Raw genomic sequence first — 15,821 nt, forward strand, 5'->3', positions numbered from 1 at the left:
GATTCCCATCTAACTTCTTCGCTTTCACCGAATTTTGAGGTGGGGTTCTTACTGCCCATTAAAGCGGGATAAAATGAAACTAGTTAATGTGGGATAAGACGACCATATTCCTACCAATAAAAAAGGCTGTTCCAAAGTATTGGAACAGCCTTCTCTTATAATTTTACTCTTCTCCGAAACGTTCAACAAGTGTTGCAAGTGTACGTACCATTGCACCTGTTGCTCCAGCTGGCCCTAAATCATGCGCTCCTGACGTTTCAGATGTTCCAGCGATGTCTAAGTGTACCCACGGTGTATCTTCAGCAAATTCACCTAAGAATGTACCTGCCATAACCGCATGTCCTTCGCGGCCTGGTGAGTTATTTAAATCGGCAAACTTACTGTTTCGAACGCGTTCTTTATCACGATCAAAAATCGGTAATTGCCAAATTGATTCATCTGTTTCCATAGACGCCTCTAGCACTTGCTCAAACAACGCTTCATTGTTTGTCATTGCGCCTGTCGTCTGATTTCCAAGTGCAACAATTACACCACCTGTTAATGTCGCAACATCAATAAGATAGTTTGCACCTAGTTTTTTCGCATACGTAATACCGTCAGCTAACGCTAGGCGACCTTCTGCATCTGTATTTAATACTTCAATTGTTTTTCCGCTCATAGATGTGATTACATCGTCTGGCTTAAATGCTGTACCACTTACAACGTTATCAGTTGATGGAATAACAGCGATCACATTTTGCTCTGGGCGAAGTTCACCGATAATTTCCATCGCACCTAATACAGCAGCAGCACCACCCATATCACCTTTCATGCCGACCATGCCTTCACGTGGTTTTAACGAATAACCACCTGTATCGTATGTAATTCCTTTTCCAACGAATCCAATTACATCTGTCCACTCTTCTTTTCCTTTATAAATAAGAGCGATCATTTTTGGTGGCTCAGTAGATCCTTGGTTTACTGCAAGTAACGCACCCATACCAAGCTCTTCCATCTCTTCTTTCTCAAGAACTTTATAATCCATATCATACTTTTCCGCTAACTCAACAGCATACTCAGCAAGCGTTGTTGCCGTTAATACGTTTGGCGGCATATTTACAAGTGTACGAGCTGAATTTGTTGCACGTCCATGTACGTAGCCAACTGTTAATGCAGCTTCAATTTCTTGCGCATCTTCCGCTGTAATAGCCGTGAACTTCTCTAGCTCCACACGATCCTTTTTATCTGATTTATATGTTTGTAACTCATATGTACCAAGACCTTGTACTTCTGCTGCAATGTGAGCTACATCAATCGCATCTAATTTCTCTGTTACGAAAGAATCAAGTAAGATTGCTGCATCTTGTACTTTTGCTGCTTGTAACGTTTTAAACGCCTTACCAAGAGCAGCACGCAACGTTTCTGTCGTGTAAGACTCTTTCTTACCTAAACCAACGAAATAGTAACGTTTCACATTTGTTTTTCCTAAACTATGTACTTTTGAAATAGCTTTCTTCTTAGTAGAAAGTTCTTTCTCTTCTAATAAAACTTGTAGTTGTCCTTCAAACGCTTTGTCCAGTTCTTCTACAAAACTACTCGTTTTCTCTTCTTCAAATAAGGCAACAATTACCGCTTCATGGCTTGCTAATTCTTTTTGTACTTGAAACATGTTCAGACCCCCTAAATTTCTCTACTCTACCTTTATTATAACTTTATTTTCGATAAAATGCGACAATTCTAACTTCTGTTATATCCTACATAATCCATATTTCTTCTATTTATAAAATAAAAAAGTCTAGCGTAATTCCCACTAGACTATCTTTGTTTTAAATATTGACCACGAAACACTTGCATCGTTTCGTCTTCATTTAACATCGTTAACTCTTCTTCTGTAAACTTACCATTTCCTATTTTCACTACGTATACATTTACCTTTTTCTTACCCCATTGGCTATAAACATCTTTCACCGTATCATAATATAGATCAAGACGGTTTCCTTTTATAGCACCGCCCTTATCAGCAACAACACCATACCCGTAATCTGGCACGAATAGAATCGTTCCGATCGGAAATACACGTAAGTCCGCAGCAATTGTGGAATATAAATCCCTTTTTGCCTTAACACCTGAATATGTAATACCATACTCCGGATGTCCCGGCCTCTTACCAGTTGACTCAATTCCCGACGTATAACCTGTTGCTGTCATTTCAATTGAACGATATTTAGACCAGTCGTTTGCCTGCTCTAAAGCATTTATCACTTCTTTACTCGGAGCAACATTTCTCTTAACTTCTGCTGCATGTACTTCTTTTGCACTCGTTCCCTCATATTTCTTTACAATCTCTAATAAAGAAACTCCTGTGAAAGCATTCCATGTTACGCATAATGCGGATACAAGTAAACAAGTCATCATAATGCGAATACAATATCGTTTTAACATTTTTATATTCCACACTCCTTCATCGTTAATCATTCCCTATACAATGAAGGAATATGCAAAAAAATAATCCCCAAATGAATTGGAGATTAAAACATTTGATATCCGCTTTTCCGAAGTTTCTTAATTATAATTCCGGCTAAGGCAGCACCTACTAATCCAGTAGATAGAATAAACACATCTGCCTGCCCTAAATGCGATACACTTGTCCCAAATGAAGAGAATGTTTCTTTCGGCTTTGAAAAATAATCCCACACACTCGCCTTATTAATAATAAGTATACAAACAATCGGATATACAATAACCATTACCCATGTCGCTCGCAATATCATGTTGAGTAAAAATCCAATTCCAAAAAACAAAATGAAAAATAACATCATTGAAATAAGTAGTACCGGTATACTCACTCTTTCTCCCTCTCCTTCGTCTGTGCCGTAAATACGTGATAGGCTGTATAACCAAATTGCTCTCCTGGATCTAATGTTTTGTTCATCTCAAGATGTAGTTCTGACCTTCCTTCAAACAAATATTTGATAAGTAAAGACGTATTTTGATCGTCTGCAATCGTATCTGGATGTAAAAATGCTACTTCAGACAATTCCTTCTCCTGTACAATAATGTTTTCTCCTTCAGGCTCCAAAAGGAAAATAATCATATTATCACTAATCTCATTGCGAATCACGCCCGATCGAACACCAATGATCCCCTTCACATGAGCGACGATACCTGTCTCTTCTAACACTTCACGTTTCACAGCTTCATCAACCGTCTCACCTTCATTTACAAAACCAGCCGGTAAAGACCATTTCCCCTTTAATCCACTGTATTTTTTCTTAACGAACAGCCACCTGCCGTCTTTTGTAGCAACTAAACCACTAACAGCTAACCACACTTTCCCTCGCTTCTCCATGATGTAATACCCTCCTCTACTATAACGGACAGAATATTCTTTCTTTTTTATATATTATACTATATTTTTAAAATGAAAAAAGCAGAAACAGCTCTTAGCCGTTTCTGCTTTTTCTACTATATATTAAAAGAACTTTAATTTACCTTTTTTAAGAACTAATAAAGGTCCACCTAATAAGAATAGGTAACGGTTATCGATAACTTTCTTCATGAAAGAAGCTTTCCAACCTGTTAACTTTTTGCCCATAACAACGCCCATTGCATCGTCATGACCTAAAGAACATACAGATCCTTTATTATCGAATGCGAATTTTTTCATTTCGCCCTTGCCACGAACTAACACAGTTAAGTTGTGTGCAATGTTGTAACCTTCTTGAATTGCGATTTGTGCTGTTGGTGGGTATGGACGGTTAATTTCTTCGTTAATGATTAACGCTGCGTCACCAACCATGAATACATCTTCGTATCCTGGAGCGTGCATGTACTCATCAACTTTTACACGTCCGCGCATTGCTTCAAAGCCAGACTCTTCTACAATACCGTTACCACGAACACCTGCAGCCCAAACTACTGTTTCAGACTTTAGTAATTCAGTATCATCACCGTTTGCAACGATAATACCTTCTTCAGTTGCTTCTTTAATTGCTGTACCGATGCGGAATTCTACGCCTTTTTTCTCAAGTTGTTTTACAGCGTATTCTACTAATGCTGGATCGAAACCTGGAAGTGCTGTTGGAGCAGCTTCTACACAGATAATACGTGCTTTTTCACGTGGTACATTATACTGTTTGCAAAGTTCAGGAACACGGTTTGCAAGCTCACCTACGTACTCGATACCAGTAAATCCAGCACCACCAACAACGATTGTTACTAATTCATCGCGTTGTTCAGTTGCATATTTAGCGAAACTAGCTTCCATATGCTCACGAATTTGACGAGTTGCATTAATGTTAGCGATTGAGAATGCATACTCTTTTAATCCTGTAATTCCGAATGTTTCTGATTCGAAACCAAGACCGATTACTAAGTAGTCATACTCTAACTCGCCGTCTTTTAAGATAATGCGTTTTTCAGCAGCTTTAATTTCTACTACTGTATCTTGTACAAAGTTCACTTTATTTGTATCAATAACGTCTTGAATATCTAGACAGATTTTTTCATCTTGTAATGTACCAGCTGCGCTCTCGTGTAACCAAGTCGCTTGGTAGTGATAGCTGTTGTTGTTTACTAACGTAATTTCAGCTTCATTTACAGATAATGCTTTTTGCAGACGAACAGTCGTAATCATCCCGCCATAACCTGCACCTAAAACTACGATTTTTGGAGTCTTCACCAAATCACAACCCTTTTCTTTATATAATAGTAATGAAAAATAATACCAAGTACTAAAAACTCTATTTGTCAAGAATGTGGAATTTATCACATTCTATATCATAACAAAACGCAGTCAAAAAATCGTACGAATTTTGTCATAGAAATTTAACATAATACTTCCCTATATTAGTCGGTTTTATTCCAGAATTCAAGCGTCTGGCGAATTATCAATATTTTAAAATAACATAGCGTTTTCAAGGGTTTTTCAACCTTTTTTTCATGTATTTTCCTTTCACCATATTTTATACAATTAAAAAAGCATCTATGCGAAAACTTACACACAATTCAGTCGTTTTCAGAAGTATTATGAACTCAAATATGCTATCATTTATTTGAAAGTGTCATCATTTGCAGGATTTTCGTGTACATATGAACAATATATGAAATCAATATCAAAATTCCATCTATAGGGGGAATGAAAGTGGCAGAAAATCAAAAAGTTTACGACATAACAATTATTGGTGGTGGTCCAACAGGACTGTTCACAGCATTTTATGGCGGCATGAGACAAGCAAGTGTAAAAATCATTGAAAGCTTACCTCAACTTGGAGGACAATTATCCGCACTCTACCCTGAAAAATACATTTATGATGTAGCTGGATTCCCGAAAGTGCGTGCACAAGAATTAGTTGATAACTTAAAAGAGCAAATGAAAAAATTCGACCCAACCGTTTGTTTAGAAGAAGCTGTTGATACACTTGAGAAACAAGCTGACGGTATATTTAAACTTGTTACAAATAAGCAAACTCACTATTCTAAATCAGTTATTATTACTGCTGGCAATGGTGCTTTCCAACCACGCCGCTTAGAATTAGAAGGTACAACAAAGTACGAAAAGAAAAACTTACATTATTTCGTTGATGATATGAATAAATTTGCTGGTAAGCGCGTCGTAGTATTTGGTGGCGGCGACTCAGCTGTTGATTGGACAATGATGTTAGAGCCAATTGCTGACAAAGTTACAATCGTTCATCGCCGTGATAAATTCCGTGCGCATGAACATAGCGTAGAAAGCTTAATGAATTCTCGTGCAGACGTAAGTACACCGTACGTTCCAGTAGAACTCATTGGTGATGACAAGATTGAACAAGTCGTTCTTCAACACGTAAAAACAGAAGAAAAAATTATTATCGATGTGGATGATGTAATCGTAAACTACGGCTTCGTTTCCTCTCTTGGTCCAATTAAAAATTGGGGCTTAGATATACAAAAAAACAGCATTCTCGTGAACTCGAAAATGGAAACAAATATTCCTGGCATATATGCCGCTGGTGACATTTGTACATATGAAGGAAAAGTAAAACTCATTGCTTGCGGCTTCGGTGAAGCACCAACAGCAGTAAACAATGCAAAAGCTTACTTCGATCCAAACGCAAAACTTCAACCGATGCACAGCTCAAGTATGTTTTAATATACAAAAATAAAGCTCCTTCCACGTATGGAAGGAGCTTTTCTTTATATATCAAAAAACGAAAGTACAATGAATCCGATACATGATCGAACTCATTGTGCTTTTAGAATTACTGTTTTCTTCTTCTACCTAATATGAATAATACTCCGCCAACTAAGAATGAAATTCCCGAACCAACTGACATCATCCATGGAGATTCTGCCCCTGTTTTCGGTAATTCTCTTTCTACTTTTACGTGCGGCTCTTTAATTAATTTTTCCAGTCTTACTTCGGGTCCTTCCGGTTTCACTTCTGGTTTCTTCGGGTCTTCCGGTTTCACTTCTGGTTCTTTCGGATCTTCCGGTTTCACTTCTGGTTCTTTCGGATCTTCCGGTTTCACTTCTGGTTTCTTCGGGTCTTCCGGTTTCACCTCTGGTTCTTTCGGATCTTCCGGTTTCACTTCCGGTTCTTTCGGATCTTCCGGCTTCACTTCTGGTTCTTTCGGATCTTCCGGCTTCACTTCTGGTTCTTTCGGGTCTTCCGGTTTCACTTCTGGTTCTTTCGGATCTTCCGGTTTCACTTCTGGTTCTTTCGGATCTTCCGGTTTCACTTCTGGTTCTTTCGGATCTTCCGGTTTCACTTCCGGTTCTTTCGGATCTTCCGGTTTCACTTCCGGTTCTTTCGGATCTTCCGGCTTCACTTCTGGTTCTTTCGGATCTTCCGGCTTCACTTCTGGTTCTTTCGGATCTTCCGGTTTCACTTCTGGTTCTTTCGGATCTTCCGGCTTCACTTCTGGTTCTTTCGGATCTTCCGGTTTCTTCGGCTTAATGGAAACTGTCGGTTCAAGCGGCTGGTTTGTTGTATCTTCCACAATCGCTTTATTCACAATTTCCTCTCCGCTTTTAACAGTTTCTTTTACCTTCGCTTTAAAAATAATACTACGTTCTTTTCTATCCATAATGTCTAAATACGTAGCAGTTACTTTTCCAAACTCCATTTTCAACTCTATTGGATTTGGCTCAGCACCTTCAAATCTAAGACTATCTTGCACGTATTCTAAACCGGCTGGAATTTCATCTTCTACCTTTACCACGGCTAATTTTCCGTTTTCTACCGTATTTTCAAAGCTAATTCGGTATTCAATTTCCTCTCCTAGCTTCGGTTCGGGATTACTTACTGTCTTCGTTGCTTTTAATTTACCATCTTTATATCCTGGCTTTATTGTCGCTGTCGGTTCCATAACGGGGTGGTTCGGATCATCCACATGAATAATCGCTTTATTTGTTATTTCCCCTCCAACTTTTACTGTTTCTTTTACCTTCACTTTAAAAATGATACTTCTTTCTTTCGTATCCATAATATCTGGATACTTCACTATTACTTTTCCATTCTCTACTGTAAGCTCTGTTGGTGCAGGCTTGTCACCTACAGCCTTCAAACTATCTTGCATATATTCTAAACCAGCTGGAATTTCATCTTCAATTTTCACATCAACTAACTTCCCGCCATCTACTGTGCCGTTAAAAGTAATTCGATATTCGATTTCTTCTCCTAGCTTCGGTTCATGATTACTTACTTCTTTCCTTGCCTCTAGTTTCCCATCTTTATATTGCGGTGTAATTGGTATAAGTGACTCAACTGGCGGAGTCGTCGGATTATTATCATCCACAATCGCCTTGTTTATAATCTCTTTTCCTACTTGTACCGTTTCTTGTACTCGCACTTTAAAGATGATGCTTCTTTTTTTCGTATCTGTAATTTCTGGATACTTTGCTGATACTTTTCCATTCTCAACATGAAGTTCTACTGGATTTGGTTCCGGCCCATCGGACTTTATACTATCTTGTACGTATTCTAAACCAGCTGGAATTTCATCTTCTACTTTTACCTCAGTTAGTTTTCCGTTCTCTACCGTATTTTCAAAGCTAATTCGATATTCAATTTCTTCTCCTAACTTCGGTTCATGATTACTTACTGTTTTTTCTGCTTGTAATGCACCATCTTTATATTGAGGCTTAATAGCGATATTCGGTTGCTCTGGTGGATGTATTGTATCTTCCACAACCGCCTTATTCACAATTGCCTCTCCTACTTTAGCTTTTTCTTTCACCTTCACTTTAAAAACGATGCTTCTTTCTTTCGTATCCGTAATTTCTGGATACTCTGCAAGGACAATCCCGTTTTTCACTTTCACATGCAACGGTTTCGGATTCTCTCCCTCAGCTCTTTCACTACCTTCTACAAACTCTAAGCCACTTGGTAATTCATCCTTAATCTTCACCTTCGCTACTTTTCCATGTTCAACTACGTTACGGAAAGTAATTCGATACTCTACTTCTTCTCCTAATTTTGGAGCTTCGTTATTTACCGTTTTCTCAGCTTTTAGTTTTCCGTCTTTATACTCCGGTGTAATAATCGCTTCTGGTTTTTGCGGCGGATTCTTTGGATTATGATCATCCACAATTGCCTTGTTCACGATTGTCTTACCGACCTTTGCTGCTTCCGTTACTTTCACCTTAAAGTTAATACTACGCTCCGCTGTATCAGTGATATTCTCATACTTCGCTGTAATTTTTCCAGCTTCTTCTTTTAACTCTACTGGATTCGGTTCATTACCTTCTGCTTGTAAACTATCTTTCACATACTCTAAACCAGTTGGTAATTGATCCTCAATTTTCACCTCTGCTAGTTTTCCGTTTTCTACCGTATTTTTAAAACTAATTCGGTACTCTACTTCTTCTCCTAGCTTTGGATCCTTTTTACTTACCTTTTTATCAGCTTTAACTTTACCGTCTTTATAATCCGGTGTAATCTCCACTTCCGGTCGTTCTACTGGATTTTGTGAATCATCCACAATCGCTTTATTCACAATTGCCTTGTCCACTTCCACATCATCTTTCACTTTCACTTTAAAGATAATGTTTCTTTCTTTCATATCAGTGATGTTTTCATATCTTGCGATAATTTTACCAGCTTCTTCTTTCAACTCTACTGGAGCTGGCTTATCACCTTCTGCTTTTAGACTATCCTTCACAAATTCTAAACCAGACGGAATTTCATCTTCTATCTTCACCTCAGCCAGCTTTCCATCTTTCACCGTATTACTAAATGAAATGCGGTATTCGATTTCTTCCCCTAGCTTTGGTTTATGATTATTTACTTTTTTATGAGCAGTAATTTTACCGTCTTTATATTGCGGTGTAATTTTCGCTGTCGGTTCAGTTATAGGATGGTTCGGATCATCCACATGAATAATCGCTTTATTTGTAATATCCTTGCCTATTGCAACTGAATCTTTCACCTTCACTTTAAAGACGATACTTCTTTCTTTCGTATCCATAATCTCTGAATACTTTGCCATTACTTTTCCATTTTCTACTTTCAACTCCACTGGTTTTGGTTCTTCACCTTCAGCCTTTTCGCTTCCTTGTACGAATTCTAAACCAGCTGGGATTTCATCCTCTATCTTCACCTCTGCTAGCTTTCCATCCTTCATCGTATTATTAAAAGTAATTCGATATTCGATTTCTTCGCCTAGCTTCGGTTCGTGATTACTTACTTCTTTTCTCGCTTCAATTTTTCCATCTTTATATTGCGGTGTAATCGGTACATAAGGCTCTTCTGGCAGATTCTTTGTATCATCCACAACCGCTTCATTTACGATTTCTTCTCCTGCTTTTACGCTTTCTTTTACCTTCGCTTTAAAGACAATACTTCTTTCCTCTGTATCTGTAATTGTTGGATATTTTGCCATTACCTTGTTATTTTTCACCTGTAGCTCTACTGGTTCCGGTTTAGAACCTTCTGCTTTCACGCTGTTCTCCACATACTCTAACCCAGCTGGTAATGTATCCTTTATGTTTACCTCTGCTAGTTTTCCGTTCTCTACCGTGTTTTTAAAACGAATTCGGTATTCTACTTCTTCTCCTAGTTTTGGTTTATGATTATTCGCCAATTTCTGAGCAGTAATCTTGCCATCTTTATATTGTGGAGTAATTACCACATGAGGCTTTTCCGGCTCATTTGTTGTATCTACTACGATTGCCTTATTGACAATTTCCTTACCTATTTCTGCCTCTTCTTTTACCTTCACTTTAAAGGCAATGCTTCTTTCTTTTGTATCTGTAATTGCTGGATACTTTGCCATTACCTTGCCATTTTCCACTTTCAGTTCTACCGGACCCGGTTTAGAACCTTCCGCCTTCAAACTGTTCTCCACATACTCTAAGCCAGCTGGAATTTCATCTTCTACTTTAACCTCAGTTAGCTTCCCGTTTTCTACCGTATTTTTAAAATGAATTCGGTATTCTACTTCTTCTCCTAACTTCGGCTTCTTATTGTTTACAAACTTCTCAGCTTTCAGCTTACCGTCTTTATATTCTGGCGTGATCGTTACTTCTGAAGTCGTTGGATCTTTCGTATCATCAACAATTGCCTTATTGACGATTTCCCTGCCTACTTCCGCTTCTTCTTTCACCTTTACTTTAAAGACGATACTTCTTTCTTTCGTATCCGTAATATTTGCGTATTCAGCGATAACTTTTCCATCTTTCACATGTAACTTTACTGGAGCTGGTTTATCGCCTTCCGCCTTTTCACTATCTTTTACATACTCTAAACCGCTAGGGATTGTATCCTCTATTTTTACCTTTTCTAGTTTTCCGTTTTCTACCGTATTCTTAAAGCTAATTCGGTATTCCACTTCTTCTCCTAGTTTTGGTGATGAATTATCTACTGTCTTCTTCGAATCAATTATTCCATCTTTATATTGCGGAGTAATTCTTTCCTCCGGCTCAATCGGTGGATTTTTCGTATCATCAACAATTGCTTTATTGATGATTTCTTTACCTATTTTTGCTTCTTCCTTCACCTTTGCTTTAAAGACGATACTTCTTTCTTTCGTATCCGTAATATTGATATACTTAGCTTTAACTACCCCAGCTTCAACCGTTAATTCTACTGGCTCCGGTGCTTCTCCTTCAGCCTTAATACTATTTTCTACATATTCAAGGCCTGTTGGAATTGCATCTTCTACTCGCACCTCTGCTAGTTTTCCGTTCTCTACCGTATTATGAAAGCTAATTCGATATTCGATTTCTTCTCCTGGATTCGGCTTTTCATTATTAACTACCTTTGTAGCCGCAATTTCACCTTTTTTACTTTGCGGTGTAATAACAACCTTTGCATCAGCCGGATCATGTTTCGGATCTTTTGCAACTGCTTTGTTCACAATTGCTTCCCCTACTTTTGCCGTCTCTTTTACTTTCACTTTAAAAACAATACTTCTTTGTTCCATATCCGTAATTTCTGGATATTTTGCAGTTACTTTGCCATTCTCCATTTTTAGTTCTACTGGCTCTGGTTTTATACCTTCTGCTTTCAAACTATCTTTCACATATTCAACACCTTCAGGCAACGTGTCTTCTATCATTACCTTTTCTAGCTTTCCGTTTTCTACCGTATTATGAAATGTAATGCGGTACTCCACTTCTTCTCCTAGTTTTGGTGTTTGATTCGTTACGCTTTTATCCACGTCTACTTTACCGTCTTTATAACCTGGCGTAATTTTTTCTTCTGGATGCTCAGACTGACCATTTGGATCGCTCACAATTGCTTTATTAACAATTGTTTCTCCTGCTTTTGCTTCTGCTTTTACTTTCACTTTAAAAATGATACTTCGCTCTTTTGTATCCGTAATCTCTGGATATTTTGCGATTATCTTACCATTCTCTACTTTTAACTCTACTGGACTTGGTCCAGCACCTTCAGCTCTCTCACTGCCTTGAATAAATTCTAAGTTAGCTGGAATTTCATCTTCTATTGTAACTGCCTCTAGTTTTCCGTTTTCCACCGTATTTTTGAAGCTAATTTGATATTCAAATTCTTCTCCTAGCTTCGGCTTCTTATTTGTTGCTTTTTTCTTTGCATCAATCTTACCGGCCTTATGCTGTGGTGTAATCTTTTCTTCTAGATTCTTTGGTGGATTTGTTTTATCACTAACAATTGCTTTATTAACAATTTCTTCACCAATTTTTGCAGTTTCTTTTACTTTCGTTTTAAAGACGATACTTCTTTCTTCCATATCCGTAATTTCTGGATACTTTGCAATTACTTTGCCATTTTCAAATTTCAGCTCTACTGGCTCTGGTTTTGCACCTTCTGCTTTCAAACTATCTTTCACAAACTCAAGACTACTCGGTAATTCGTCTTCAATCGTCAATACATCTAGACGTCCATCTTTAAGAGTGTTTTTAAAAGTAATGCGATACTCTACCTCATCACCTAAACTCGGTGTTTTGTTAGAAGCTATTTTTGTCGCTTCTATTTCTCCAGGAACTTCTTTTGGAGTCGTAACCGTAATATTTGCATCATCTTCACTCTCATACTTTACATCATCACTATCTTGTCCCTTTACAACAACGGTATTTTTCACTGTTGTATCTGATTGTATAGATTCTTTCACTTTCACCTTAAATGTAATAGTGGCACTTTCACCAGGCTGTAAAACACCACCATCTGTAGCATCTGCCCCTTCACCAATACGGAAATCAATTTGATTATTTACAAACTCTGCTTCATCATCGTTCGCATCATCAGTTTTTTGTCCTTTATTACTACCAGTAACATATTGAATAGATCCCGGAACATACTCTAAGCGATCATCTAATTTATCAAATCCTTTTACATTAGATACCGGTGCTTGATTGTTCTTCGTATCATTCTTCACTTCAATTTGGTACGTAATTTCTTCGCCAACTTTAACTTCCTTAATTTCTTTTCCAGCACTATCTAATGCCTTTTTATCAACTTGTAAATTTGGTGCATTATGTTCTGTAACGAATGTGGTGTTGTTTAATACGTAAATGTCACCGCCACTACCATTTGCTCTAAAGCGCATTTTTCCTTCTTTTAAATCATTTTTCACTTGCTTTGGTCCCTCAAGGTGATACGTATGAATATCTGTACTAAATGAATTTGTCCAATCTGGGTTATATCCCGGATATTTTTTTGTAACAAACTCGTTAGTACCATCTACTTGTACTTCTGTCATAGACGAGTCATTAACATCATTGTCTTTACCGTTAATATTTTTAAACTTTTGATATCCTAATCCAAAGTCATACTCTCCATAATCATAGGCATATCCATCATTTTCAGCAGGATCTCCTTGTGACGAGAAATAACTAAATTTCGCCTTAAAAGCCCCTTCTTTCGGTGTGTTTATTTTATTAACACTAATATCTGTCCAAGCTGTACTTTTTTGAGAAACTAAACCTTCCCAAACCTTTATATCTTTTACGGTTTCTTTATAGTTTTCATACACTAATATAAGATTCCAGTTACCCCAGTAGTAGCCGCCACCTGTTTCATCTTTAATTTGTGGGACATTAGCAACTGTCACTGTTTGAGAAATCCCTTGTTGTGCAATTACACTTGTTACATCCGCATATGCAACATAACCAGCACCACTACCTGAGTAATTAGAAATATACGGCAAATAATCTGCTTTTCGTATACTATCAGCACTTACCTCTGAATATCCTTTATTTCCTATTTTTATTTTGACCGGTTGCCTTACTTGATCCTCGGTAACCTTTCTATCAGCGATATTTCCTGGTAAACCCATAGCCGCTGTCCAAAATAAATACGCCTTTTTCACTTTACTTCCAGCAGGTATTTTTGGAAATGCACCTGTTGATGAGTTAAAGTTGCCATCAACCTTATCGACATTAACAGTATATTTATCCGTCCTATATCCCAGGCTTTGTCTACCATATCGAGTCTTCTCATCAACTAAACCAAGCGTCGTATTACCAGTCTGCACTAAATTACCAGCAGCAATTGTAGAATACAGTGGATCTCCAAACCCTTGCTTATCTCCTGTTTGGATTTGAACCTGTGAAGCATTTTCTGATGCAGCTTGTACTTCTGTATCACTCTGTTTTGCCGCTACAGGTGATTGTTTTTGCTCTTTTTCTAGCTGCTTCTCATCTTTAGCTACCGGTTGTTTTTCCTTCTCTATCTCTGTTTTTAATACACGCTTATTTTTATCTTCCATAGATGCTTTTAGTTTTTCATCAGCTTTGTTAGTTGCATTATCAACTGGTGACCCGACTTCTTTCTTACTACTGTCAGCCTCATCATCGGCATTAGCTTCTACCTTGTCTTCAGATGGAATCCCTTCAACATCTACAGACATGGTCCCTATTTGCACTTGATTTTTTTGCACACTAATCTTTTGTTTGTATTCTTTATTAAAATGCTGTGCACGGCTAGCTTTTATTAGCACAGTCATTTTTTCGTGTGATTTTAAATCTTGAATTTTAAGATTGGAAGAAAGAAGCTTTCCTCCCTTATCTTTTTCCTCTACATAGAAATCAGCTACCTTATTTTCAGATAATTCCTCTCCGTTTACTTTCATAGATTGAGGAAGGAACATAATTTCATTGTCATTATTTTGTTTCATCACCAATTCTTGAATTGGTGTATCTCCCGTATTTTCAATCGTATATTGAAATACGTGCTCCCCCTCAGCTACTTCTCCCCTATATATTTCAGCATTCACTTGCTCTGCCTTAATCTTCACATCATTCCCTTGTAACTCATCCCAGCTCTTTTTATTTATCTCTGTAGCAAAAGCACTAGGTGAAGGCAAGATGATAGATAGAAGAAGCGTAATCATTGTTACGACATTAAAACATTTCAACACTTTTTTCATATTTTCCACCTTTTCTCCTTTCTATATATTTGCTATCCGTCTACTTCATTTCAGTACCCATTTCATTTAGTAGCCAGGAACATAGCAATATATATCCACTCGCAACAATCCGTCCTACGAAGATGCATCATTGAAATCCCTATTCCAACAATACAAATCTCATAGAATATTACTATTTTAATTTATCAAAAATAGCATATATATATCGGATACTTATACAAACCTTTACTATTTTTTAATATAGGAAAAATCCCCTATTGTATAGGTTTATATAACAGTTAAAGGATACATAAAAATCTTAACATACTCGTTAATCTATTTATACAATCAATAGGAAGTTTACCATTTTTTACTTATTTTAGTTCATTAATTAAATTCCTGAAAAATAGTAACCGTTACATGTAAAAATATGTTATATTAAACAAGAACAAACGTTCTAATTAAAGGGAGGAATTTTTAATGATAAACGATCCTATTATCGTAAATAAAGAAGCTTTCCAAGCAATCGGTGTTTCGATTACGACGACAAATGAAATAGAGGCCTCTACTGAAGGAAAAATTCCAGGGCTCTGGAACCAATACTTCCAAGAACAAATGATGCATCACATCCCAAATCTACAAACGAAAGAAACATTCGCTTTCTATTCAAATTACGAATCAGATGAAACTGGTTCATATCAATTTACGATCGGTATGCCCGTTTCTTCATTAGAAGACGCACCTAAAAATATGACAACTTTAACAATACCTGCCGCTACATATGCGGTATTTACAACGAGAAAAGGACCAGTTGCTGAAGTCGTTTGTGAGGCTTGGGAATATATTTGGCAATGGTCAAAAGAAAACAAACGTGCTTTTACAACAGACTTTGAGCTTTATGATGAAAAAGCAACAGATCCAACCAACGTACAATTAGATATTTATATTGCATTAGCCTGAACGACAAAAAAGAAGATACCATTTGGTATCTTCTTTTTTGTCGTTAAATAGCCACTGTGCAAACCCAACATT

General features: G+C 37.3%; 8 protein-coding genes. 2 read left to right on the top strand and 6 right to left on the bottom strand.

Going from position 1 to position 15,821, the window contains the following annotated elements:
* Positions 1 to 163: 163 nt before the first annotated feature.
* From pepA to J0835_RS24275, 5 genes are all read right to left on the bottom strand, one after another.
* Positions 164 to 1,648 carry a cytosol aminopeptidase gene (gene pepA / locus J0835_RS24255; RefSeq protein WP_087982793.1) on the bottom strand — a complete coding sequence of 495 codons (1,485 nt, stop codon included), beginning with the start codon at positions 1,646 to 1,648 and terminating at the stop codon, positions 164 to 166.
* 146 nt (positions 1,649 to 1,794) lie between these two features.
* Positions 1,795 to 2,421 (bottom strand): 3D domain-containing protein, encoded by a 627-nt coding sequence (locus J0835_RS24260; protein WP_140386927.1) that lies wholly within the window; start codon positions 2,419 to 2,421, stop codon positions 1,795 to 1,797.
* Positions 2,422 to 2,507: 86 nt separating this feature from the next.
* The gene (locus J0835_RS24265) at positions 2,508 to 2,825 is read right to left on the bottom strand and encodes a YuiB family protein (protein WP_087982796.1); all 318 of its coding nucleotides are present in this window, start codon (positions 2,823 to 2,825) and stop codon (positions 2,508 to 2,510) included.
* Positions 2,822 to 3,328, bottom strand: a complete 507-nt coding sequence (locus tag J0835_RS24270) for an NUDIX hydrolase (RefSeq protein ID WP_048561638.1) — start codon at positions 3,326 to 3,328, stop codon at positions 2,822 to 2,824. The genes J0835_RS24265 and J0835_RS24270 overlap by 4 nt, the downstream gene beginning before the upstream one ends.
* A 123-nt stretch (positions 3,329 to 3,451) precedes the next feature.
* Positions 3,452 to 4,660, bottom strand: coding sequence for an NAD(P)/FAD-dependent oxidoreductase (locus J0835_RS24275; RefSeq protein WP_000856620.1), 1,209 nt, complete (start codon positions 4,658 to 4,660; stop codon positions 3,452 to 3,454).
* A 462-nt stretch (positions 4,661 to 5,122) separates the two neighbouring features.
* Here J0835_RS24275 and J0835_RS24280 point away from each other — a divergent pair, with 462 nt between their 5' ends.
* Complete coding sequence (locus J0835_RS24280; protein WP_140386928.1) at positions 5,123 to 6,112, top strand: NAD(P)/FAD-dependent oxidoreductase; 990 nt, start codon at positions 5,123 to 5,125, stop codon at positions 6,110 to 6,112.
* 109 nt (positions 6,113 to 6,221) lie between these two features.
* Here J0835_RS24280 and J0835_RS24285 read toward each other — a convergent pair whose 3' ends face one another.
* The gene (locus J0835_RS24285) at positions 6,222 to 14,810 is read right to left on the bottom strand and encodes an isopeptide-forming domain-containing fimbrial protein (protein ID WP_087982800.1); all 8,589 of its coding nucleotides are present in this window, start codon (positions 14,808 to 14,810) and stop codon (positions 6,222 to 6,224) included.
* A 459-nt stretch (positions 14,811 to 15,269) separates the two neighbouring features.
* Between J0835_RS24285 and J0835_RS24290 the strand changes: the two genes are divergently transcribed.
* Positions 15,270 to 15,749: a GyrI-like domain-containing protein gene (locus J0835_RS24290; RefSeq protein ID WP_087982801.1), complete on the top strand. Its 480-nt coding sequence runs from the start codon at positions 15,270 to 15,272 to the stop codon at positions 15,747 to 15,749.
* Positions 15,750 to 15,821: the final 72 nt, after the last annotated feature.

This window comes from Bacillus cereus group sp. Sample62 (assembly GCF_036851315.1).
In the GTDB taxonomy this organism is placed as follows: Bacteria; Bacillota; Bacilli; order Bacillales; family Bacillaceae_G; genus Bacillus_A; species Bacillus_A wiedmannii.

Bases quoted from the DNA above. Each gene is read 5' to 3' on its own strand.
- pepA (WP_087982793.1), bottom strand. From the start codon at position 1,648: ATGTTTCAAGTACAAAAAGAATTAGCAAGCCATGAAGCGGTAATTGTT.
- J0835_RS24260 (WP_140386927.1), bottom strand. From the start codon at position 2,421: ATGTTAAAACGATATTGTATTCGCATTATGATGACTTGTTTACTTGTA.
- J0835_RS24270 (WP_048561638.1), bottom strand. From the start codon at position 3,328: ATGGAGAAGCGAGGGAAAGTGTGGTTAGCTGTTAGTGGTTTAGTTGCT.
- J0835_RS24285 (WP_087982800.1), bottom strand. From the start codon at position 14,810: ATGAAAAAAGTGTTGAAATGTTTTAATGTCGTAACAATGATTACGCTT.
- J0835_RS24290 (WP_087982801.1), top strand. From the start codon at position 15,270: ATGATAAACGATCCTATTATCGTAAATAAAGAAGCTTTCCAAGCAATC.